This is a genomic window from Rossellomorea sp. ABR4_012 (genome assembly GCF_056159545.1).
In genome coordinates this window covers 44,837-64,605 of sequence record NZ_JBSWVK010000008.1, presented here as the reverse complement: position 1 = coordinate 64,605, position 19,769 = coordinate 44,837, and the positions used below count along the sequence as shown (strand labels likewise).

Here is a 19,769-nt window from a genome sequence, read left to right as displayed (position 1 = left end):
AACCATATTATAGTTTGACCTTTTTTGACTTTCAAGAATTTTGTTTGTGGAATTTTATGTTAAAAATAATGGTATTTGAATGTCTGCATAAGGCAAAAAGGAAACTGTCTCACTCGACAGTTTCCTTAAATATTTTTATTTACTCCTATACCAGTTCGCGATCCCAGTGGCGGTGTGCGGAAACGGCATTGATGAATTCAGAGGTGAATGTGTTCATATCTTCGCCGGTCACAACCCCCGAAGCATTTTTGACTCCGATTTCTTCTAGTAGTTGTGCCCCCTCATGGGTAGCCCCGATCGGCTTAAAGTGGGCAAAGGCTTCTTTTACAAAATAGGCTGTATCTTCCTTGAATTTCTTATCAACGACCTTGCCGCCTGCCACGTATAAGCTGTCAAACAGGACGGAATCGCATGTAAGGAAGGTATGGTCGACTTCAAGTTCCTTTCCATCTACTCCTTTTAACACGCCGAGCTTATTGCTTATGATTTCAGGCTGAAGGCCTTCTTCCTTTAAATTGTCGATGACATTGGATACATCCGCACCGTCAAACTGATTGCTTACTATAACCCCCACTTTACGGGTATGGGGTTTTTTAATTGTGTTTTCCTGACTTAGAGCAGGAGAAGACTTGGTTACCTTGGATCCCGGTCCTTCCGGAATCTCGGCACCGATTGCTTCAGCAAATCCTTTTGCCAAATCAAGACTGACATGTGCGAACATATCAACCACCTGCTGGCGGATTGAATGGTTCATGACTTTCCCAAGTTCAAAGCTGAAAGCATTGATCATGTGTTCTTTCTCAGGCTCACTCATGCTATTCCAGAAAAGGGTGGCTTGAGAGAAGTGATCCTTAAAGCTTTCACTTCTGGCACGGACTTTGCGTCCTTCCATCTTCTCCTGATAATGAGTATACCCGCCTTCCTCTTCGCTTGCAGGTGCTGGTGTGTTATTGGCAAGTGAATTTTTATGGTAGCTCACCTGTCCTTTATTGATGGTATGGCGTCCGTATCCGTCACGCTGGTTGTTATGGAATGGACAAACAGGACGGTTGATCGGCAGCTCGTGGAAGTTCGGACCGCCAAGTCGAATCAGCTGTGTATCTGTATAAGAGAATAAGCGTCCCTGTAATAATGGATCATTTGAAAAATCAATGCCCGGCACGACAGAGCCAGGATGGAAAGCTGCCTGTTCGGTTTCTGCAAATACATTATCCACATTTCGGTTCAGCGTCATTTTACCGATGAGTTTCACCGGGACTTCTTCCTCCGGCCAAAGTTTTGTTGGATCCAGCACATCAAAGTCGAATTTGAATTCGTCTTCTTCTTTGATCAGTTGAACACCCAGTTCATATTCCGGGTAATCCCCATTCTCGATTGACTCATATAAATCACGGCGGTGGAAATCAGGGTCCTTACCGTTTATTTTTTGCGCTTCATCCCAGACGAGAGAGTGCGTTCCGAGAACCGGCTTCCAGTGGAACTTGACGAAATGGGCTTGTCCTTCCTCATTTACGAATCTGAATGTATGAACCCCGAATCCTTCCATCATGCGCAAGCTGCGTGGTATCGCGCGGTCTGACATGGCCCACATGACCATATGGGCGGACTCCTGGTTATTGGCTACGAAATCCCAGAATGTATCATGGGCGGTCGCTGCCTGAGGCATCTCATTATGGGGTTCCGGCTTGATCGCATGAACAAGGTCAGGGAATTTGATGGCATCCTGGATGAAGAATACCGGAATGTTATTCCCTACCAAATCGTAATTCCCTTCTTCTGTGTAAAATTTAGTTGCGAACCCGCGTGCGTCACGGACCGTCTCGGCGGATCCCCTGTTCCCTGCCACTGTAGAAAAGCGGACGAATACAGGTGTTTTCTTGGAAGGATCCTGTAAAAATCCTGCTTTCGTATATTCTTTCATAGACTCATAGACTTCGAACTCCCCGTGGGCAGCGAATCCCCGTGCATGGACAATACGCTCCGGAATACGCTCATGGTCGAAATGAGTCATCTTTTCACGGAAGTGGAAATCTTCTATCAAAGTAGGGCCGCGTTCACCGGCTTTTAGGGAAAACTCATCTTCAGACACCTTCAATCCCTGATTCGTCGTCAGATGTTTCCCACTGTCATCCACTCGATACTCTTCAAGCTGTTCATTCTTGCTGTTGCCGTTTACGCTGCGCTTCTTCTCGTTACTCATTCTCTCATCCCTTTCATTTGCTATGTAAAATTCTCTGTTGATTTTTTACCCGAATCCTTTGGATATAAACATAATTTGGATGCTCGATGTGTGTTAGTCTGAGTTTTTTGGAGCTGCCCGAAGTGTCGTATTTTGTAGAATTGTCGGTAAATCAAGGTTTTTTGTCCGCAAATCTAAATATTTGTCCGTAAATTAAATTTTTCGTCTGTATTTCTTAAATATTGTCCGCAAATCGTACTTTTCGTCCGAAACTCGCTCCTCCTATTGATTCCACCTTATAACAAAGCCCAAATATCCGTTCTCCTCAAAAAAACCATGTTATACTCTAAAAAAACAACAAAATCCCAATAAATAGGAGTGTAATCCATGAACGAAGAAACCAAATGCCCTTTCTGCCATCCGCATGAAGATCCCGAACAAAATATCATTTTCGAAAATGAAACTTGTTATTTTTTGCAGCACAATCTTCATCAAGATGTGCTTGAAGGCTGCGGAGTCATCGTGCCCAAGAAACATCAGCAGGATGCTTTCTCGCTGACAAAAGAAGAATGGAACGACACATATGAACTGTTGCAAAAAGCAAAAAACTATCTCGATGAAACATATGAAGCAGACGGTTATACTCTCGGCTGGAATGTAGGAAAGGTATCCAATCAGTTCATCCTCCACAGCCACTTCCATATCATCCCGCGTTACAACGATGAGCCGCTTGCCGGAAAAGGAGTCCGCTACTGGTTAAAGCAGCCTGAAAACAATCGTCCTAACAAATAATTTCAAGGCCCGTCCCGCAGTGCTTTAAAGCACTGCGGGACGGGCCTTCTAGTAATAAACGCCTGAAATTTTTGGAAAAACCATTTACAAGCGTAACATTGTTCTGCTATAGTACATATAAAGTAACGTAACAATGTTTTGTTACAGTTAAATGGAGGTGATGTTTACATGGATGGCGAACTTATATCCAAAAAGGAAGTTTTGGAGTTGACAGGTATTTCTTATGGGCAGCTCTATCGCTGGAAGCGCAAAAATATCATCCCGGAAGATTGGTTTATCAAGAAGTCCAGTTTTACTGGCCAGGAAACCTTCTTTCCAAGAGAAAAAATGCTGGCAAGGATAGCAAAAGTGAAAGAAATGAAAGATACCCACTCCCTTGATGAATTATCCGATTTCTTTTCACCAAATCCGACGAAGATCGAAGTCACATTAGATTCATTACGGCTGCAAAAAATTCTCCAGTCTGACACCATTTCGATCTGCACACCTCTATTGAAAAACGTGAATGCAATTGAATTTCCAGACATCCTGAATATGTTCATTCTTGAAAAAGTACGAACCTGTATGGACACAGAAGAAGATTTAAAGACACTGTTTCTTTTTTTAGAAGAAAACTTTGAGGCTAACAACAGTCCTTCATATGAACTAAGAGGACTGCGGAAACAAAATACGGTCATTTGGATGCTGCTTCCCCTCCAATCCATCACTTTTATTGATCAGACAGCCGAGACGATTGTGAAGCTCGATTTACTCCAGATGGTTGAAGAATTAAAAATCATGTTAATAAGTGAAATTCATTTTTAATGAGGAGGAATACAGAATGAGTACAGTTGAGAAAAAAGAATTGCATGACTTAAAAATCAGCGGGTCTGGTACGTCGGGCGGCGGTCAGTTCAACTCTGTGAAAATCAGTGGGAGCGGAACGATACAAGGTGATATTGAATGTAAGAGCCTTAAAATCTCAGGTTCCGGAATAGTAAACGGAGACATCACGTCCGAAGAGTTTAAAAGCAGCGGGTCTTCAAAAATTACCGGGAGCATCAACGCTAAAGAAATGACCATCAGCGGAAGCACAAAAATTGAAGGTTCGGTCACTGCTGCTGAGATGTCAGTGAGCGGATCAAGCAAAATCAGTGAGAATCTTACATGCAGGGACTTTAGTTCGAGCGGAGCAACGAAGATCGACGGCAAGCTTCATGGGGGCAAAATTAAATCCCATGGATCACTCAAAGTAGAGAAAGATTGTGAAGTGGAAACCTTTATCTCAAGGGGATCGGTCAAAATCAAAGGCCTTCTCAGTGCGGATAAGGTGGATATTAAAATAAGCCATGAATCATACATTAAGGAAATTGGTGGAGAAGTCATTGAAGTGAAAAACGAGCATTCAGCTAAACTCTTCAAGCAGGTTGTGAACTTCTTCATGCAGCGTGATGACCACCTCCAATCCGATTTAATCGAAGGTGACGACATTTATCTTGAAAACACAAAGGCAAAGCTGGTAAGAGGAAAAAATGTAAAGATCGGCGAAAATTGTGAAATCGAAACAGTTGAATACTCGGGCGCATTTGATGTTAATGATAGCAGTAAAGTAGGCAAGACGGTGAAAAATTAACTCATTTCGCTCATTTTTTTCACACCAATAACGTTAATTGAAGCCGGGGATTCTCTTCTGGCTTTTTCTATGTAAAGATTATCCTTAAGATGATTTTATTGCAAAGGCCGGTCCCTCACTGTTTAACGTGAGGGACCGGCCTTGAACTTAATTCAGTATTGTTTTCGAAACGTTTGCTTGTTTCATAGATGGCTGGATTACCAGGTCTTCATGATTTATTTTCAACAGTGTGTTCAAGCTTTTATCGACACATGAAGAAATGGAAGAAAGGTATTGGTGTAACCGCACAAGATGATCATCCATTTCCCGTCTATCATTAAGAATGCTAGTTATGATTTCCATTGGATGATCGTTATTTAATAGATAGACCAATTTTTTTTCTTTTAAGAATTCCAGATTGACTTCTTCCTGACCTGGTAAATAATCATGTATGAAGATCGGTATCCTTTTATTTAGAACTTCCGTTATCGTGACTCCGCCTGGTTTTGTAATGATGGCATCAACTGAATCGTAAATCTCATTCAGTTCTTCACGGTCGTCTATATACATTAATGGTGTTATGTTCGGTTTATCGGAAAGCATGTCGAACAATTTTTTATTGTGTCCGCAAAGGACGGTGTACCTGAAATTTTGAGTACGGGAAGGATCCACCATGAATTCCTGCAAAACGCATAACCCATTATTCCCGCCGGCAACCAGCAGATGTTTATGATCTGTTTCTGCTCTTTGCTCCCTTGTCTTTCCATCTTTAAAGATATCCGAAACTGGCACTCCCGTGGAAAAGATTCGATCTGATGAAACGGAATGTTCCTTGATCAATTCCTGTTTCGTTTCACTGCTAGGAACCAAGTGGAAATCAATATTTTCTTTATCCCACACTCCATTGATAAAGAAATCAGTATACACATTCACCGTTTTTGGAGCGAAAGCCGGAGATTTTTTCTTCAGCTTACCCAGAATCCTTGACGGAAATGAATGGGTGCAAATGATATGGGATGGTTGTTCTTCTTCTATTAATTGTTTCAGCTTCATTTCAAAATAAATGGAGAACATTGAAAGACCCTTCAACATTCCCGTATAGTCATCGCTCATCATTAACTGCGAATAGAATCGTTTATAACTTTCAGGAAATGCCTTGATCCACTTCAAGTAAAAATGAGATACCGCATTTTCCAGCAATTGATTTGAGAAAGATAGGAAATCAACAATCTTTACTTCTGCATCCGGATGGTTGTCTTTGATCTTCTGCTGAATTACTTCTGCTACTTTGACATGCCCAGTCGGTACACTGAACATAGACAATAAGATGATTTTCAAACCTTTCCCCTCTCTTTCCTCTTCTTCCTTAAAAAGCGTGCCAATGAAGTCACTAAGAAAATGACCAAAAGCCCAACCCCTAAATAAGGAACATAGTTTGGATTAATCGGAAACGAACTTCCCAATCCCCATCCCAGCAGGATGTATGTTATGGTCCAAAGAAGTGAACCCGCACCTGAAATAACCAGATATTTCACTATATTAATTGAAAATATTCCAGATAGATAAGGAGCAACCTGACGGAGTCCCGGCATGAAGAAACCCATGATTAGCGTTTTCGATGAGTTTTTCGTGAACTGCCCCTCAAACGTCAGTGCCTTTTCTTCTGTAATCCCAACCCATTTTCCATATTTATTGATGACGGGATAACCCACATATTTTCCGGCATAGTATCCCCCGATCATCCCCGCAAAAGTTCCAAGGAATGAAAACAGGATGCCCCATGACATGGATAATTGGCCATAAGCTGATAAAACTCCAACTAAAAACAGCAGCGATTCTTCAGGTGATGGTATCCCCACGATCCCAAAGAATAAAAAAAGGAAGATAATGAAATAACTGTACTCTTGAATATAATGAATGATTTGTTCGCTGCCCATGCCAAGACTCCTTATACTAAGATGCATCATCAAGGGGAATAAACCGGATATTTCTGTTCAGTGCATCTTCAATGAATGCATCCAAACATTCTAGCATATACTTTGGAGCTTCGTCATCCGCACCAAGCGTTGCCCCGTGGTCATGAAGAACAAACACGGCTCCTTCAGAGTCTGCACTTATCAAGCGGTGAAGCAAGTGTTCCTTACACTCCTTCACTTTCCAATCTTTAAAAATATGAGACCATATGACAATGCGGTAACGCTTGGTGAAGAATAACGAGAACAGGTTAAGATGTCCCCAGGGAGGACGGTATAAATACGTCTCTTCACCAGTTATCCGTTTTAGTACTTCATTCGTCCTCTCCAATTGCTTTTTTAAACCCAATGGACTCAAGAACCAGCTTGATACATGCCGGTAATGGTGAAGGCCCAATGCGTGCCCCTCTGCCCGCATCCTTTTGATTAATTCTTTATTTTGATCTGCGTTCTCACCAACAACAAAGAATGTTGCTTTGACTCCGTGTTTTTTAAGTAAATCCAAAAGAGCAAGGGTATAGACGGGATGAGGGCCGTCGTCGAACGTCAATGCGATGGTATGGTCATGCGGGACCCTTCTGATGATCTTCACATTCATCCACCGAATGACGATTGTACTTAATATCGAATAAATAAAAAATACGCCTATGATTAAGATCAGTAAAGCGACCAATGTATAGTTACACTCCCAGCGATAAAAATTGCCAGTCAATTTCGATTATAGGGCAAGCCCATATAAAAATCTGATTTATTTGCCCTATGTCATCTTATAATGCTTTATTGATTTTATCAATGTTCATTACCCTTTTTCCTATGTCTGTAACCCTGGATACAATACGAAGCTTTTTTCAATTCCTCCCCGTTGCCTTCACTCTTCCTTACCTTTTCTAGCAATCACTTTACCCAATCTGGTAAGAAAGCGTATTTTTATTCTGAATGTTCTGCTATATTAATAGGTATATAGTACAAACTTATCAACCATGATGGAGGACTTTATGACCCGTCTTACTGAGCATCTGATCGTCATTTCATTTGACTGTTTATCAGCACAGGATCATTCCGTACTAAAAGATCTCCCCCACTTCAACGAACTGCTTTCAAAAGGCTCCCTTTGCAAAAATGTCGAAACGATTTATCCATCTGTCACCTACCCTTGTCACGCCACGATCATGACGGGAAATTTCCCCAAACGGCACGGCATCATTAACAATACCTTCATACAGCCTGGCAGGGTGTCCCCCGATTGGTACTGGCATCGCCGCCATATAAAAGGCACCACCCTGTATGATGAAGCAAAGAAAGCCGGCTTGAAGACAGCTGCTCTCTTGTGGCCGGTTACAGCAAAGGCGGATATCGATTACAACATGCCAGAAATCTTTGCCAATCGCTCCTGGCATAATCAAATACTAATCTCTCTTTTTAACGGATCACCTCTTTACCAATTAAGTATGAATCGCCGCTTCGGTCATATCAGAAAGGGGCTCAACCAGCCTGAACTTGATGATTTCGTTTTGGAATCGACGATTGCAACCATCAAAGAGAAAAAGCCCAATTTACTGCTTGTTCACTTTACCGATCTTGATACACAGAGGCATTATCATGGTTTTTCTTCGGAGGAAGCCCATGCCGCAATCAGCCGGCACGACAACAGGCTCGGTAAAATCATCGAGGCGCTTAAGGAAGCAGGAATATATGAGAATTCTGCTATCGTTGCACTGGGCGATCACAGCGCACTAGATGAATCCAAAGCCGTTCAATTAAATGTTTTATTCAAAGAAAAGGGCTTTATCTCCCTTGATCAAAAGGGCAGAGTAAAAGACTGGCAGGCTTACTGTAAAGGCTGTGATGGTTCTGCCTACATTTATGTAAAAGATTATTCTGTCAAAAATGAGGTTGAGAAACTTCTTTATGAACTCTATGAAACACCAACAAATGGGATTCAACAAATCTATACCGGAAAAGAAGCTGGAGAAATGGGAGCCGACCACACAAGTGCCTTTATGCTGGAAGCCAAGCTCGGCTATTACTTTAAAGATAAGCTTGACGGTGATTTCATCCATACGATCACCCCTGAAGATGTTAGAGAAAAACGGTATACATGGGGCTCGCACGGCTACTCTCCCAAGAAAGAAAACTATACGACGATTTTCATGGCATCCGGAAAAGGCATCGTCCCGAACAAAGAAATTGATGGCATGCACCTTGTAGACGAAGGCCCTACATTTGCCAGGTTGCTGGGACTCGACTTAGGAAGAACAGATGGGAAAGTACTTGCAGAGCTCATAGATGAATAGATTTTACTAATGCGATTATGTTCCTGGGGAGGAATAAAATGATGAAGCGATTTTCCAAGGAAGAAAACAGCTGGATCTTTTATGACTGGGCCAATTCTGCCTATTCAATCATTATTTCAACGGCGGTTTTTCCACTATTTTATAAAGCTGCAGCCACGAATGCCGGTGTCAGTGCAGCCAATTCCACTGCGTATTTAGGATATACCGTTGCAATCGCTACTTTCATTCTGGCGATGCTTAGTCCGATTTTAGGTACGATTGCCGATTATCAAGGCTATAAAAAGAAATTTTTCACCTTTTTCTTTGCTTTGGGAGTAATCTTTACTGCGATCCTCGCTTTTGTACCCAGTGACCAATGGCTTCTGCTTCTTATTTTCTATACGGTAGCAGCCATCGGTTCGGCAGGCTCCAACGTCTTCTACGATGCTTTCCTGACAGATGTCACAACTGAGGAACGAATGAACAAAGTATCTTCAAGAGGATTCGGTTTCGGTTATATCGGGAGTACCATCCCTTTTATCATCAGCATCGCAATCATCGTACTTTCACAAAATGGCGTCCTGCCGCTTACAACCACTATAGCAAGTAAAATAGCCTTTATCATTACTGCCATCTGGTGGGGAGTGTTCTCGATTCCCCTAATCAAAAATGTTCATCAGCGTTATTTTATCGAAAGGGAACCGAAACCCGTGGTGAACAGTTTCAGGCGGTTAGGTAAAACGATCAAAGAAATCAGGCAGTACCGTGCTCTCTTCTTATTTCTTCTTGCGTACTTCTTCTATATCGATGGAGTCGGAACGATCATTACGATGTCTACTGCTTATGGGACGGACCTCGGCATTACGGCGACCAACCTCTTGATCATCCTGTTCGTCACCCAGGTGGTTGCCGGCCCATTCGCGATTCTATACGGTCGCCTTGCAGAACGATTTACGGGTAAAAAGATGCTTTATGTCGGAATCTGCATTTATATTATCGTATGTATTTATGCTTACTTCCTTGAAACGACCTTGGATTTCTGGATCCTCGCGATGCTCGTTGCTTCTTCACAAGGCGGGATACAGGCACTCAGCAGGGCTTATTTTGCCAAATTGATCCCTAAGAAAAATTCCAATGAGTTCTTCGGATTCTATAATATTTTCGGGAAATTCGCCTCCATCCTCGGTCCCCTCCTTGTCGGTGTGACCGCACAAGTTACAGGGGATTCAAGCAGCGGGGTGTTCAGTCTTGTCATTCTGTTTATCATTGGTCTGATCATTCTTGCATTTGTACCTGAACCAAAGGCTGGCGGAGTGAGCAAGCCGACCATCGTATAAAAAAAGCGCCTGCTCCTTGATAATAAGGATCAGGCGTTTTACTTTAAAACGTATGTGCTGCATCTTTTGCCCGTGCAATTCCGTCTGCTTTTATTTCATCAGCTTTGTCAGGCATGGCTGCATGCCCTTCAATAAATAATCCCTCAAACGACGGCACTCCGAAGAACTGCATGATGATCTCCAGATATCGGTGCCCCATTTCCATCGAAGCAGCAGGTCCTTCAGAATAAACTCCTCCACGCGCCTGGATATGAAGAGCTTTTTTATCAGTTAAGAGCCCTACAGGACCCTCAGCCGTATATTTAAAACTTTTCCCGGCAACCGCAACTGAGTCAATGTATGCCTTCATAAGTGGAGGGAAAGAAAAGTTCCACAGTGGAGTGACGAACACATATTTATCCCCTGCTGTAAACTGGTCGGATAGCTCATTCAAACGCTGCACTTTCTCTTTTTCATCCGGGGACAATTCTTCAAATCCTTTTCCCGACTGCAGCTTTCCCCAGCCGCTGAATACATCGGCATCAATATGAGGGATGTGCTCCTTGTATAAGTCGATATGTACCACCTCATGGCCTGGATTTACTTCTTTATATGTGTCGATGAAAGCTTTCGCTGCCGCCATACTGTAGGACATGGTGTCATCATGTGGATGCGCGGTGATGTATAATACTTTTGTCATATTGAACCCTTCCTTGTCATCAATTTTTTCGTCTTATTCAGTTTGTGAAGAAATCGATATTCTATTCGAAGAAGAGGCGGCAAACGTCTTTCGTACTTCAACAAAAAAAGATGCTGCCATTTCTGGCAGCACCCCCTTTTTTCTACTTATCGTCTGCAACCGCTTCAAATGGGTTGCCCGCGACATTTTTTCTCATTTCTTCAGTCAATTCGAATGGCTCATTTTCAGTTGGTGCCCCGCTGGCCATGTGGCTGCTTCCATCGTAGTGAAATGGTTTATTTTCCATCACTCAACACCTCCGTAATGTTATGTATAATGTGTCCCCGTCGTTTGATTTTATTCTGCCGTGACTTAAGTGCCGTATGATAAAACAAAATCTGCTTAAGGCGAATGACTTTATCACTATACTATAAATACTCATATAATTCTTTATTACTACAAGAAAATCCTGTACATTTTATGTTTTCAAAAAAATTTATGCAAAAAAGCCTATCCACATTACAGCGTGGATAGACTCTGTATTACATATGATGCTTTTGTTGTTTACCGTAAAATCTTTGTCTTTTTCGTTTTATGATAAGTTCTTCGAGGGTGCCTGCCCCGCAAATGACTCCGAGAATGATGAATACAAGCCCCAGTAAATGCTGGGAAGTGATTTTTTCGCCTAAAAATATCGCTGCTCCCACTAATGAGAAAAAAGTGTTGAGATTAAGGAAGATAGAGGTTTCTGCTGCTCCGAGCTTACCGATCGAATGATTATACAACATATGTCCGAGTGCAGTCGCAAGCATGGCGGAAGCAAAAAACAGCACCCAGATTGCCACGGAAGCATCGCCAAGCTGTGTGAGTCCCGCAGGCTCCTTGATTAACCCGATAAAGAATAAAATCACAGAGCCGAATACAAGCATATACCCTGTCAATAATCGAGGGTCGAGAGTCTTGGCTGCCCGGCTGATGATGATGAAGCTTAGTGCCTGGGAGAAGATTGAAATGAATACCATCGCATCTCCGCTGTTCAGATTTCCAATCCCTTTCCCTCCCGATAGTACAATGATCGATACACCGATTCCGCCAAGAATGAAGCCGATCACCTTGATGACAGTAGGGCGGTTCCTAAGAATAATGGAGGCAAGCAGAGCCGTCAGCAAAGGACCTGTTCCCAGGATGAGCCCTCCATTGGTGGAAGTGGTCTGTGTCAGACCCACTGATAGAAAATAATGATGGCTCACTACATTCAGCAGCCCGCCGCCAATGATGAAAAGGCTCTCCCTCCTTGTGGGTTTTCGAACTTTTTTCATGATTCCCAAAATGATAAATACCGTCAGCCCGGCAGTAAAGATCCGCAGGGACGTGATTGTGACGGGGGTAAATTCTGTTACCAACGTTTTCAAAGCCGGGACATTGAATCCCCAAATCATCATGATGAACACCAATACTAAGTATGTCTGCCACTTTTTCACTGTTCTCAAGACCTTTTCTCTAGATTTTTGCAGTATGGTTCCTGCATTTGTTTCATTTCATCATATCACCCATTTTACTTCTTTACTACGGTGAATCACGAAATTTTTGTAAAGATTTACTAGATTAGTTCTTGGGACATGTAATATTTTACTCCATCTTGCAAGACTTCTAATCTCCCCCTCTATTTATGTGCTATAGTAAAGAACGAAAGGAGCGATTGACTATGAACAAACAAGAATTACCGCCTAAAACATGCAGCATCGAGCGTCTTGTAACGAAAGAAAGCGATGTGGAATTGGTGCTTCAAGGCAAGAAGACGGCAACACGACGAAACGGCCGTTATGCCGATGTAGGGGAACTCATGGAACTTAAAGGAAAAAAATACATAGTGAATAATGTTTATTCCCAATCCCTTGGAGAATTGACAGACGACCATGCCCGTCAGGAAGGCTTTCAAACTGTTGAAGAATATAAAGAAACCATCCTCTCTTATCATCCAGGAATGCCTTGGCACCCCAAAATGCGAGTATGGGTGCATGAATTCAGTGCCGTAATCGAATAGGACAGGAAAATGGATTTATTCTATCGGTTCATTATTTATTTGCACGTACTGAGTGTAGTGGCTTCCATCGGTCCGTTTTTTATTTTGCTTCCCATGATCAAGAAGCTTCGGATAGCTTCAGAAGAAGAACTGACTCCGTATTTGGATACATTTCGTTTTACTGTGCGATTATCCAAACATGCGGGTCATGTCCTGGTGGGAACGGGCGTCCTTTTGGTTTTATTGGGACCGTGGACATGGGGGACCCCATGGATCGTCATGACACTTTTCATCATGTTTTGCTCACTCTTTTTCCTTGCACGGGCTTTTTCGCCAACGCTCAGGAAGTTTGACGACAATCAAGAGAAACGTGAACCATTGATAGCAAAATTGAAGCGAACCATTTGGACTTACCTTATCCTGCTGCTTGCCATGCTTTGGTTTATGGTGGTTAAGCCGAATTTGTGGTGATTTGCTGAATTCCGTCAGTTTATAAAGTCAGTCCCAATAAAAAAACATACCGCATGGCTCTTTGTGCCATTTCGGTATGTTTTTTTAGAGAAATCATAAATAACCATTATGGTTATTTTCCGCTATTGAAATCCTCTTTTATAAAAACACAAAAGCGAGTTAATAGATTCATTCACCTATACCATTTCCTTTGTACTGAATATAGTAATTCTATAGGTGCAAAGGAGGTGGAAATATGACTGACTTCTCTAAGTGGCTTTATTGTTGTATTGGCGCGGCTATTGCCCTGTTAGGTTTTGTGGGAATTGGAATGGGGCTTGGAATGGCCGGTGCGTATGCACTAGAAGGAATCGCCAGACAGCCTACAGCTATAGGCATAATGTCCGAATTTATGCTGTGGTATGTGGTAATACCTGAGTTGATTCTAGCTTCTATAGTAGCATATATCTCTTTGAAGATTCTTTGTAAGGGGAAGCATGATGATGATTACTAGTTTTAGGGGCCGGACTCAGATAGCCAAGGGTAGATGATCTGTCATAGATTATCATGCATTCAACGAAACCAGCCTGCTCCATTCAGAGCAGGTTTTGTTATATATTGAAAAGAGAAAGAAGATCGTTTGCCGCTATCCATTCTATTAATCACACTTAATTAGGAACTCCGAACCCTCACCGTCTTAATCTTAACAATAAAGTAATAATACTTATACACAATGATCAGGCTCAGTATCACCTTGACGATGATTTTATCGGTCATGAATAGAGGAATAAGGATCATCATATCGGAAAACACCATAAGTGTGATTTTTTGGCGCATCGTCATGGAACGATTCTTTATAAACCCTTCTAAATGTTTTTTATATACACCTGTCCCCTTAAACCAGACTTCGAACCGTTTGGACCCTTTTACAAAGAAGTAGGAAGCCAGTAATAATAGCGGTGTAGTAGGGATGAGAGGCAGCACGATACCGATGATGCCGATTCCCATAAATAGAAATCCGAGGGCGATAAAAATCCCTTTCTTAATACTCTTCATAGTGCCTGCTTCCCTTCCCCGGTCAAGTTTTGTCTCCTTTCATTGTATGAATCTCCCCTTCACATCACAAGTGACAATTATTCAACATATTTGAAGGCCCGTCCCATTGCTTTAAAGCAACGAGGGACGGGCCTTCGGTTATTTTTCGCCCTTTGAATTCAACATTTTCATAAAGTATGCTGACGGTACAAGCAGGCCGATGGCTGCTTCTATAAGGGCGAAGAAGCGAAGATGGCCTACCGGAAGGAAGTCTCCATATCCGACGGATAGAATCGTTACCCCGCTGAAGTATAGATAGTTCGAGAAACTGTGGGGGACGGGCTTGCCCTCCGGTACGCTGTATCGTAATACGATCTCGCTCATTCCAAGACCGTAATAAAGTACGGCAAATGCAAACGTAACTCCCATCAGCACAAAGAATAATTTGTAGAACATTTTCGTACTGAAGTAACTGTATTTGAATTCTTTATTTTTAAAGAAATAAATTAAGTTAATGAAAATAAACAAGATGGCTCCCAATACTAGTAGATTACCCAAAACTGTAGTTTCCTCCTTGATAGATTTGTGTTTCTCTTAATTTATCCACTTGAAGACTATCTAAAACGCATGATTTACTTTTACGGCAATGTCAGGTACATCTTTGCTTTTCTTCTGAACTGCCCTTCTATCATTCTTCTTTTATGTTAGAATAATTAAGTTGTGTTAATTTTCATTGGATTAAAAGATACGAGGAGGAACCACGATGGATTTTCTATTTCCACTGGGACTGGCCATTTCTTCTGGGGCCATCATTGCTCTATTAAAAATTATTGCGATAGATATTATCCTGTCTGGTGATAATGCGATTGTCATAGCAATGGCCACAAGAGGGCTGCCGAAAGAGCTTCAAAATAAAGCAATCTTCTGGGGAACGGCAGGAGCAGTCATTTTACGTATTTTCTTCGCTGCAATCATCGTTTATTTGTTAAAGATCCCTTATGTGCACTTAATAGGTGGAGTTCTGCTTCTATGGATTGCATATAAGGTATTGGTAGAAGAAGAAGGAGAAGCCAATATAAAGTCACATACCGGTATCAGACAAGCTATTACGACCATCATCATAGCTGATGCTGTGATGAGCCTTGATAATGTGGTTGCCGTTGCCGGTGCAGCCCATGGTCATATCGGGATGATTGCACTCGGTGTATTCATTTCCATCCCAATCATGATCTTCGGTTCCAAAGCGATTGTAAAAATTCTCGAGAAATATCGCTGGATTGCGTACTTAGGTGCAGGTATCCTGGCTTTTACAGCTGGTGAAATGATTGTAAGAGATCATCAATTCCTAAAACTATTTGATATTCATCATGGACCGGTAACGTATGCCATTACGATCGGTCTTACTGTGGCTGTATTATTGATTGGCTACCTTGTAAATCGCAAGTCCGGAGTTCAAGAAGAAGACAGGCTGCGTCAAGCAAATTAATTACGTGAAAAGATGCCTTTTGGGCATCTTTTTTTATACACCTTACTAGAACTTATGAAATAAATTACTTGTGGAAAGACTATATTGTAGTTTATCAGCAATGAATTGCTAAGGGTGGGTTTGCTTTGGATTTTTTCGCCAGCCAGGAGTCATTAACAGCTGTCCAATGGATATTGAGAGCTGTAGTAGGGTTTTTCTTTTTAGTGATCATCGCAAAATTGATGGGACAGCGGTCCATCTCTCAATTAAGATTCCTTGATTTTGTTATGGCATTATTATTGGGAAATATCATGGCTCACCCATTGTCTGACGAAGGACTGGGATTAAAAGGGTCCATGATTACCATGGGTACATTAGTCTCATTATATCTCATCGGCGTTTTTATCAGTTTGAAGTTTACGTTTATTAAAAAAATGTTGGACCCATCTCCTATTCCACTTATTGAAAACGGAATAATCAATTATCATAACCTAAAGAAGGCTAGAATTCCGCTCGACAGCCTCCTATCAGAATTAAGAAAACAGCAGACCGAAGAGGTACATAAAGTAGCACTGGCTCTATGGGAACCTGGCGGAGAAATCTCTATTTTTCAAAAGAGCGAGCATCAGCCGGTCACACTCAAGGAATTCACTGCATCTTATAAACCGTTTGATCTGCCGATTCCGATTATTGAAGAAGGGAAGATCAATTATCGGGAATTACAGCATTTGAATAAAGATGAATCCTGGTTGAATAACCAGCTAAGAATTTCCTATAATGCTTCCGTTCATGACGTTTTGCTCGCCACCCTAGACAAGCAAGATCAGATTAGAATTTATTTATACAAATAAAGCCCTCTCCAACGTCCGAGAGGGCTTTATGATTATTTAATCATCTGCTTCACCAGTTCTTTATTCCGTTTCTTGAATACTTCATTATGAGAAGAAACCATCGCTCTTTCCTCCGCTTCAGGCTGGATGAATTTCTTGGCCTTATTGACCGCATTTGCTGCATCCTGGAAAGCCCCCGCGATTAAATTGACTTTCCCTTCATGCATCAGGATATCCCCAGCAGCATAAAGACCATCAATCGAAGACTCGCTGACTGAGTTGCCTTCAATATAAAAATCATTCACCATTTTGATGCCCAAGCTGCTGTTTTTCAACAACGAAGCATCGATTTCGTATCCATGATTGATGATCACTTCATCGATATCAAGATAAGAAAGTTCTCCTGTCTGGTGATTCGTCAACTGAACCCTTTCAATGCGTTCGTGGTCTTTCCCCGCCATCAGCTTGGTGATGGAAGTATGGAATATACAGGTGGCAGTGCTGTTCATGAGCTGGGCACATTGGGCTTCGTGGCCGTTCAGTGCTTCTTTTCGGTATGTAACGTACACCTTTTTCGCAATCGGCTCCAATTCATTTGCCCAGTCGACAGCAGAATTCCCGCCGCCGGAAATGACGACAGTCTTGTCTTTGAAACTCATCAATGATTTCACCGTATAATGGAGATTAGAAATTTCGAACCTGTCTGCCCCTTCAATATCAAGTTTCTGAGGGTTGATGATCCCGCTTCCAACTGCCACGATCACGGTTTTGGAGTAATGCTTTTGTCCCGAATACCCTTCTAAAATGAATAAGCCTTCCTCATTACGCGTAATGCTTTCGACTTTCTCATTCAGGACTACCTCAGGATCAAAGGTCAGTCCCTGCTGAACGAGCTGCTTGATCAGCTCAGCCCCTGGTGTAGGAGTGAGCCCCCCTACATCCCAGATCATTTTCTCGGGATATACATGTACTTTTCCGCCTAACATCGGCTGATACTCGATGATCTTTGTTTTCATTTCCCTCAGACCGCTGTAAAAAGCAGAGTAAAGCCCGGCCGGACCTCCTCCGATTACTGTAACGTCAAATAAATCTTGCTCTTCCATGTCCGTTCACTCCCTGAAATCAACCGTTATTGATTATCATTCTCAATTACATACTACCTCTTTTCAGTGGAAGTGGCAATAAAAAAATTGTGTTGACATTGGGAAAAAAGAATTATAGTATGATATTGTTCGAGAATGAGAATCGTTATCATTCAATCCACATATAAACGGAGGTCTTAAAATGGTTCGCCTATATACAAATGAATTAAACATTGGCTATGGTGACCACCTGATCGTGAAAGATCTTAGCGTTCAAATCCCTGATAAAAAAATCACCACCATCATAGGATCAAATGGATGCGGAAAGTCGACTTTGCTGAAAGCGATTACCCGGATCATCTCCCATCAATCCGGAAGTGTGCTTTTGGATGGTGAAAATATATCAAAAGGGAATACGAAGGAACTAGCCAAGAAAATGGCTATTCTGCCTCAGACTCCTGAAAGTGCCAGCGGATTGACGGTCGGTGAATTGGTTTCCTACGGGCGTTTCCCTCATCAAAAAGGCATGGGACGCATGTCAAAGAAAGATTATGAGGTCATCAACTGGGCCCTTGATGTGACAGGCACCGCTGACTTTAAGTACCGTCAGGTCGATGCTTTATCCGGAGGACAGAGACAGCGCGTCTGGATTGCCATGGCTCTTGCACAGGAAACAGATATCATCTTCCTTGATGAACCAACTACATATCTTGATATGGCCCACCAGCTCGAAGTACTGGAGCTCCTTCAGAAGCTGAATGTCGAACAGGAACGCACGATCGTCATGGTTCTTCATGACCTGAATCAGGCTGCACGCTTCGCCGACTACATCGTTGCCCTGAAAGAAGGGGAAATCGTCAAGGCTGGTGATTGCGAAGAAGTCATTACACATGAAGTCCTGAAGAAAGTATTCCAAATTGACGCGGCGATCGGAAGAGACCCTCGAACAAATAAGCCAATGTGTATCACCTACAATTTACTAAAAGGAGAAGATCAACATGAAGAAATGGATGCTTCCAATTACGCTGCTGTTGGTGCTATTGGTTAGTGCATGCGGCAATGGCTCTACATCTGAGAAAGAAGAAGGAAAAGAGCCAAAGGAAAATGACAATAAAACCGAAACTATCACATATGAATCAGAAAATGGACCTGTTGAAGTTCCAGCAGACCCGCAGCGTGTAATCGTCCTTTCCTCTTTTGCAGGAAATGTAATGGCACTTGACGTGAACCTTGTCGGAGTTGATTCATGGTCCAAGATGAACCCCCGCTGGGAAGATGATTTAAAGGACGCTGAAGAAGTAACGGATGAAAGCCTGGAAAAGATCATTGAGCTTGAGCCGGACCTGATCATCGGCTTATCCAATATCAAAAACGTCGATAAATTAAGTGAAATCGCCCCTACTGTTACCTTTACATATGGAAAAGTAGACTATCTCACTCAGCACATCGAAATCGGAAAATTATTAAACAAAGAAAAAGAAGCACAAACTTGGGTAGATGACTTCAAGAAGCGCGCTCAATCAGCTGGCGATGACATCAGAGCTAAAATCGGTGAAGATAAAACCGTTTCTGTCATTGAAAGCTTCAACAAGCAGCTTTACGTTTATGGAAACAACTGGGGCCGCGGTACTGAGATCCTTTATCAGGAAATGAACCTGAATATGCCTGAGAAAGTAAAAGAGGAAGCGCTGGAGCCGGGATACTTCGCCCTTTCAACAGAAGTTCTTCCTGAATTTGCAGGTGATTATGTCATTATTAGTAAAGACCCCAAAGCCGACAATTCATTCATGGAAACCGAAACATATAAAAACATTCCTGCCGTGAAGAACAACCAAGTATTCGAAGTGAATATGATGGAATTCTACTTCAACGATCCACTTACATTGGATTATCAGCTTGACTTCTTTAAAGAAAAATTTCTAGGGAACTAAGAAAAGCGGATGCGCCTTGGTCAGCCCCGACAAACGCTCTTGGTACGACCGATCAAGTCGTTCTTTGACTCATCCCGCCGGATGGAAGCGTCTCGTGGGGCTAGGCGATGGAGCTAGACAATTCTTAGATTAATATTCTCAAAGAGGAAT

At 42.2% G+C, this 19,769-nt stretch carries 22 protein-coding genes; 12 read left to right on the top strand and 10 right to left on the bottom strand.

The features are described from left to right. Positions 1–145 precede the first annotated feature (145 nt). On the bottom strand, positions 146–2,200 hold the full coding sequence (locus tag ACXAFV_RS21840; RefSeq protein ID WP_475129596.1) for a catalase: 2,055 nt from the start codon (positions 2,198–2,200) through the stop codon (positions 146–148). A 366-nt stretch (positions 2,201–2,566) separates the two neighbouring features. Here ACXAFV_RS21840 and ACXAFV_RS21835 point away from each other — a divergent pair, with 366 nt between their 5' ends. The 3 genes from ACXAFV_RS21835 (at position 2,567) to ACXAFV_RS21825 (ending at position 4,583) form a co-directional block, all read left to right on the top strand. Continuing rightward, on the top strand, positions 2,567–2,971 hold the full coding sequence (locus ACXAFV_RS21835) for an HIT family protein (protein ID WP_475129593.1): 405 nt from the start codon (positions 2,567–2,569) through the stop codon (positions 2,969–2,971). 168 nt (positions 2,972–3,139) lie between these two features. After that, on the top strand, positions 3,140–3,775 hold the full coding sequence (locus ACXAFV_RS21830; protein WP_475129591.1) for a DUF4004 family protein: 636 nt from the start codon (positions 3,140–3,142) through the stop codon (positions 3,773–3,775). Between the two features lie 16 nt (positions 3,776–3,791). After that, the gene (locus ACXAFV_RS21825) at positions 3,792–4,583 is read left to right on the top strand and encodes a polymer-forming cytoskeletal protein (RefSeq protein WP_475129587.1); all 792 of its coding nucleotides are present in this window, start codon (positions 3,792–3,794) and stop codon (positions 4,581–4,583) included. Between the two features lie 147 nt (positions 4,584–4,730). On the opposite strand, the gene ACXAFV_RS21820 is transcribed toward ACXAFV_RS21825, so the two are convergent. The 3 genes from ACXAFV_RS21820 to ACXAFV_RS21810 are packed head-to-tail and all read right to left on the bottom strand — an operon-like array spanning position 4,731 to position 7,208. Further along, the gene (locus ACXAFV_RS21820) at positions 4,731–5,900 is read right to left on the bottom strand and encodes an MGDG synthase family glycosyltransferase (protein ID WP_475129585.1); all 1,170 of its coding nucleotides are present in this window, start codon (positions 5,898–5,900) and stop codon (positions 4,731–4,733) included. Next, on the bottom strand, positions 5,897–6,499 hold the full coding sequence (locus ACXAFV_RS21815) for a DedA family protein (protein WP_475129583.1): 603 nt from the start codon (positions 6,497–6,499) through the stop codon (positions 5,897–5,899). Before ACXAFV_RS21815 ends, ACXAFV_RS21820 begins: the two co-directional genes overlap by 4 nt. A 16-nt stretch (positions 6,500–6,515) precedes the next feature. After that, positions 6,516–7,208 carry a polysaccharide deacetylase family protein gene (locus ACXAFV_RS21810; protein ID WP_475129582.1) on the bottom strand — a complete coding sequence of 231 codons (693 nt, stop codon included), beginning with the start codon at positions 7,206–7,208 and terminating at the stop codon, positions 6,516–6,518. A 322-nt stretch (positions 7,209–7,530) separates the two neighbouring features. On the opposite strand from ACXAFV_RS21810, the gene ACXAFV_RS21805 reads away from it, so the two are divergent. Then, positions 7,531–8,829 (top strand): alkaline phosphatase family protein, encoded by a 1,299-nt coding sequence (locus ACXAFV_RS21805; protein ID WP_475129580.1) that lies wholly within the window; start codon positions 7,531–7,533, stop codon positions 8,827–8,829. A gap of 38 nt (positions 8,830–8,867) precedes the next feature. Then, positions 8,868–10,145, top strand: coding sequence for an MFS transporter (locus ACXAFV_RS21800; RefSeq protein WP_475129579.1), 1,278 nt, complete (start codon positions 8,868–8,870; stop codon positions 10,143–10,145). A 43-nt stretch (positions 10,146–10,188) separates the two neighbouring features. Here the strand turns inward: ACXAFV_RS21800 and ACXAFV_RS21795 are convergent, their stop codons facing one another. From ACXAFV_RS21795 to ACXAFV_RS21785, 3 genes are all read right to left on the bottom strand, one after another. After that, positions 10,189–10,824, bottom strand: coding sequence for an FMN-dependent NADH-azoreductase (locus ACXAFV_RS21795; protein ID WP_475129577.1), 636 nt, complete (start codon positions 10,822–10,824; stop codon positions 10,189–10,191). Between the two features lie 142 nt (positions 10,825–10,966). Continuing rightward, a complete protein-coding gene (locus ACXAFV_RS21790) occupies positions 10,967–11,110 on the bottom strand; it encodes a hypothetical protein (protein ID WP_475129574.1) in 144 nt (47 codons plus the stop codon). A gap of 235 nt (positions 11,111–11,345) precedes the next feature. After that, on the bottom strand, positions 11,346–12,284 hold the full coding sequence (locus ACXAFV_RS21785; protein WP_475129661.1) for a DMT family transporter: 939 nt from the start codon (positions 12,282–12,284) through the stop codon (positions 11,346–11,348). Between the two features lie 224 nt (positions 12,285–12,508). Here ACXAFV_RS21785 and ACXAFV_RS21780 point away from each other — a divergent pair, with 224 nt between their 5' ends. From ACXAFV_RS21780 to ACXAFV_RS21770, 3 genes are all read left to right on the top strand, one after another. Next, complete coding sequence (locus tag ACXAFV_RS21780; RefSeq protein ID WP_475129572.1) at positions 12,509–12,847, top strand: ASCH domain-containing protein; 339 nt, start codon at positions 12,509–12,511, stop codon at positions 12,845–12,847. Positions 12,848–12,856: 9 nt separating this feature from the next. Then, complete coding sequence (locus ACXAFV_RS21775) at positions 12,857–13,297, top strand: hypothetical protein (protein WP_475129569.1); 441 nt, start codon at positions 12,857–12,859, stop codon at positions 13,295–13,297. A gap of 235 nt (positions 13,298–13,532) precedes the next feature. After that, a complete protein-coding gene (locus ACXAFV_RS21770) occupies positions 13,533–13,790 on the top strand; it encodes a F0F1 ATP synthase subunit C (RefSeq protein WP_475129567.1) in 258 nt (85 codons plus the stop codon). A gap of 158 nt (positions 13,791–13,948) precedes the next feature. On the opposite strand, the gene ACXAFV_RS21765 is transcribed toward ACXAFV_RS21770, so the two are convergent. Further along, the gene (locus ACXAFV_RS21765; protein ID WP_475129565.1) at positions 13,949–14,332 is read right to left on the bottom strand and encodes a YbaN family protein; all 384 of its coding nucleotides are present in this window, start codon (positions 14,330–14,332) and stop codon (positions 13,949–13,951) included. Between the two features lie 138 nt (positions 14,333–14,470). Further along, on the bottom strand, positions 14,471–14,869 hold the full coding sequence (locus ACXAFV_RS21760; protein WP_475129562.1) for an ion channel: 399 nt from the start codon (positions 14,867–14,869) through the stop codon (positions 14,471–14,473). 205 nt (positions 14,870–15,074) lie between these two features. Here ACXAFV_RS21760 and ACXAFV_RS21755 point away from each other — a divergent pair, with 205 nt between their 5' ends. Beyond that, the gene (locus tag ACXAFV_RS21755; protein ID WP_475129561.1) at positions 15,075–15,797 is read left to right on the top strand and encodes a TerC family protein; all 723 of its coding nucleotides are present in this window, start codon (positions 15,075–15,077) and stop codon (positions 15,795–15,797) included. A gap of 125 nt (positions 15,798–15,922) precedes the next feature. Further along, complete coding sequence (locus tag ACXAFV_RS21750) at positions 15,923–16,627, top strand: DUF421 domain-containing protein (protein ID WP_475129559.1); 705 nt, start codon at positions 15,923–15,925, stop codon at positions 16,625–16,627. Between the two features lie 32 nt (positions 16,628–16,659). Here ACXAFV_RS21750 and ACXAFV_RS21745 read toward each other — a convergent pair whose 3' ends face one another. Further along, a complete protein-coding gene (locus tag ACXAFV_RS21745; RefSeq protein ID WP_475129556.1) occupies positions 16,660–17,709 on the bottom strand; it encodes an NAD(P)/FAD-dependent oxidoreductase in 1,050 nt (349 codons plus the stop codon). A gap of 181 nt (positions 17,710–17,890) precedes the next feature. On the opposite strand from ACXAFV_RS21745, the gene ACXAFV_RS21740 reads away from it, so the two are divergent. Continuing rightward, complete coding sequence (locus ACXAFV_RS21740) at positions 17,891–18,736, top strand: ABC transporter ATP-binding protein (RefSeq protein WP_475129554.1); 846 nt, start codon at positions 17,891–17,893, stop codon at positions 18,734–18,736. Beyond that, positions 18,687–19,619: an iron-hydroxamate ABC transporter substrate-binding protein gene (locus ACXAFV_RS21735; protein ID WP_475129553.1), complete on the top strand. Its 933-nt coding sequence runs from the start codon at positions 18,687–18,689 to the stop codon at positions 19,617–19,619. Before ACXAFV_RS21740 ends, ACXAFV_RS21735 begins: the two co-directional genes overlap by 50 nt. The last annotated feature ends 150 nt before the right edge of the window (positions 19,620–19,769 follow it).

Bases quoted from the DNA above. Each gene is read 5' to 3' on its own strand.
- ACXAFV_RS21770 (WP_475129567.1), top strand. From the start codon at position 13,533: ATGACTGACTTCTCTAAGTGGCTTTATTGTTGTATTGGCGCGGCTATT.
- ACXAFV_RS21755 (WP_475129561.1), top strand. From the start codon at position 15,075: ATGGATTTTCTATTTCCACTGGGACTGGCCATTTCTTCTGGGGCCATC.
- ACXAFV_RS21740 (WP_475129554.1), top strand. From the start codon at position 17,891: ATGGTTCGCCTATATACAAATGAATTAAACATTGGCTATGGTGACCAC.
- ACXAFV_RS21795 (WP_475129577.1), bottom strand. From the start codon at position 10,824: ATGACAAAAGTATTATACATCACCGCGCATCCACATGATGACACCATG.
- ACXAFV_RS21800 (WP_475129579.1), top strand. From the start codon at position 8,868: ATGATGAAGCGATTTTCCAAGGAAGAAAACAGCTGGATCTTTTATGAC.
- ACXAFV_RS21805 (WP_475129580.1), top strand. From the start codon at position 7,531: ATGACCCGTCTTACTGAGCATCTGATCGTCATTTCATTTGACTGTTTA.
- ACXAFV_RS21745 (WP_475129556.1), bottom strand. From the start codon at position 17,709: ATGGAAGAGCAAGATTTATTTGACGTTACAGTAATCGGAGGAGGTCCG.
- ACXAFV_RS21765 (WP_475129565.1), bottom strand. From the start codon at position 14,332: ATGAAGAGTATTAAGAAAGGGATTTTTATCGCCCTCGGATTTCTATTT.
- ACXAFV_RS21840 (WP_475129596.1), bottom strand. From the start codon at position 2,200: ATGAGTAACGAGAAGAAGCGCAGCGTAAACGGCAACAGCAAGAATGAA.
- ACXAFV_RS21790 (WP_475129574.1), bottom strand. From the start codon at position 11,110: ATGGAAAATAAACCATTTCACTACGATGGAAGCAGCCACATGGCCAGC.
- ACXAFV_RS21815 (WP_475129583.1), bottom strand. From the start codon at position 6,499: ATGGGCAGCGAACAAATCATTCATTATATTCAAGAGTACAGTTATTTC.
- ACXAFV_RS21830 (WP_475129591.1), top strand. From the start codon at position 3,140: ATGGATGGCGAACTTATATCCAAAAAGGAAGTTTTGGAGTTGACAGGT.
- ACXAFV_RS21775 (WP_475129569.1), top strand. From the start codon at position 12,857: ATGGATTTATTCTATCGGTTCATTATTTATTTGCACGTACTGAGTGTA.
- ACXAFV_RS21835 (WP_475129593.1), top strand. From the start codon at position 2,567: ATGAACGAAGAAACCAAATGCCCTTTCTGCCATCCGCATGAAGATCCC.
- ACXAFV_RS21735 (WP_475129553.1), top strand. From the start codon at position 18,687: ATGAAGAAATGGATGCTTCCAATTACGCTGCTGTTGGTGCTATTGGTT.
- ACXAFV_RS21780 (WP_475129572.1), top strand. From the start codon at position 12,509: ATGAACAAACAAGAATTACCGCCTAAAACATGCAGCATCGAGCGTCTT.
- ACXAFV_RS21825 (WP_475129587.1), top strand. From the start codon at position 3,792: ATGAGTACAGTTGAGAAAAAAGAATTGCATGACTTAAAAATCAGCGGG.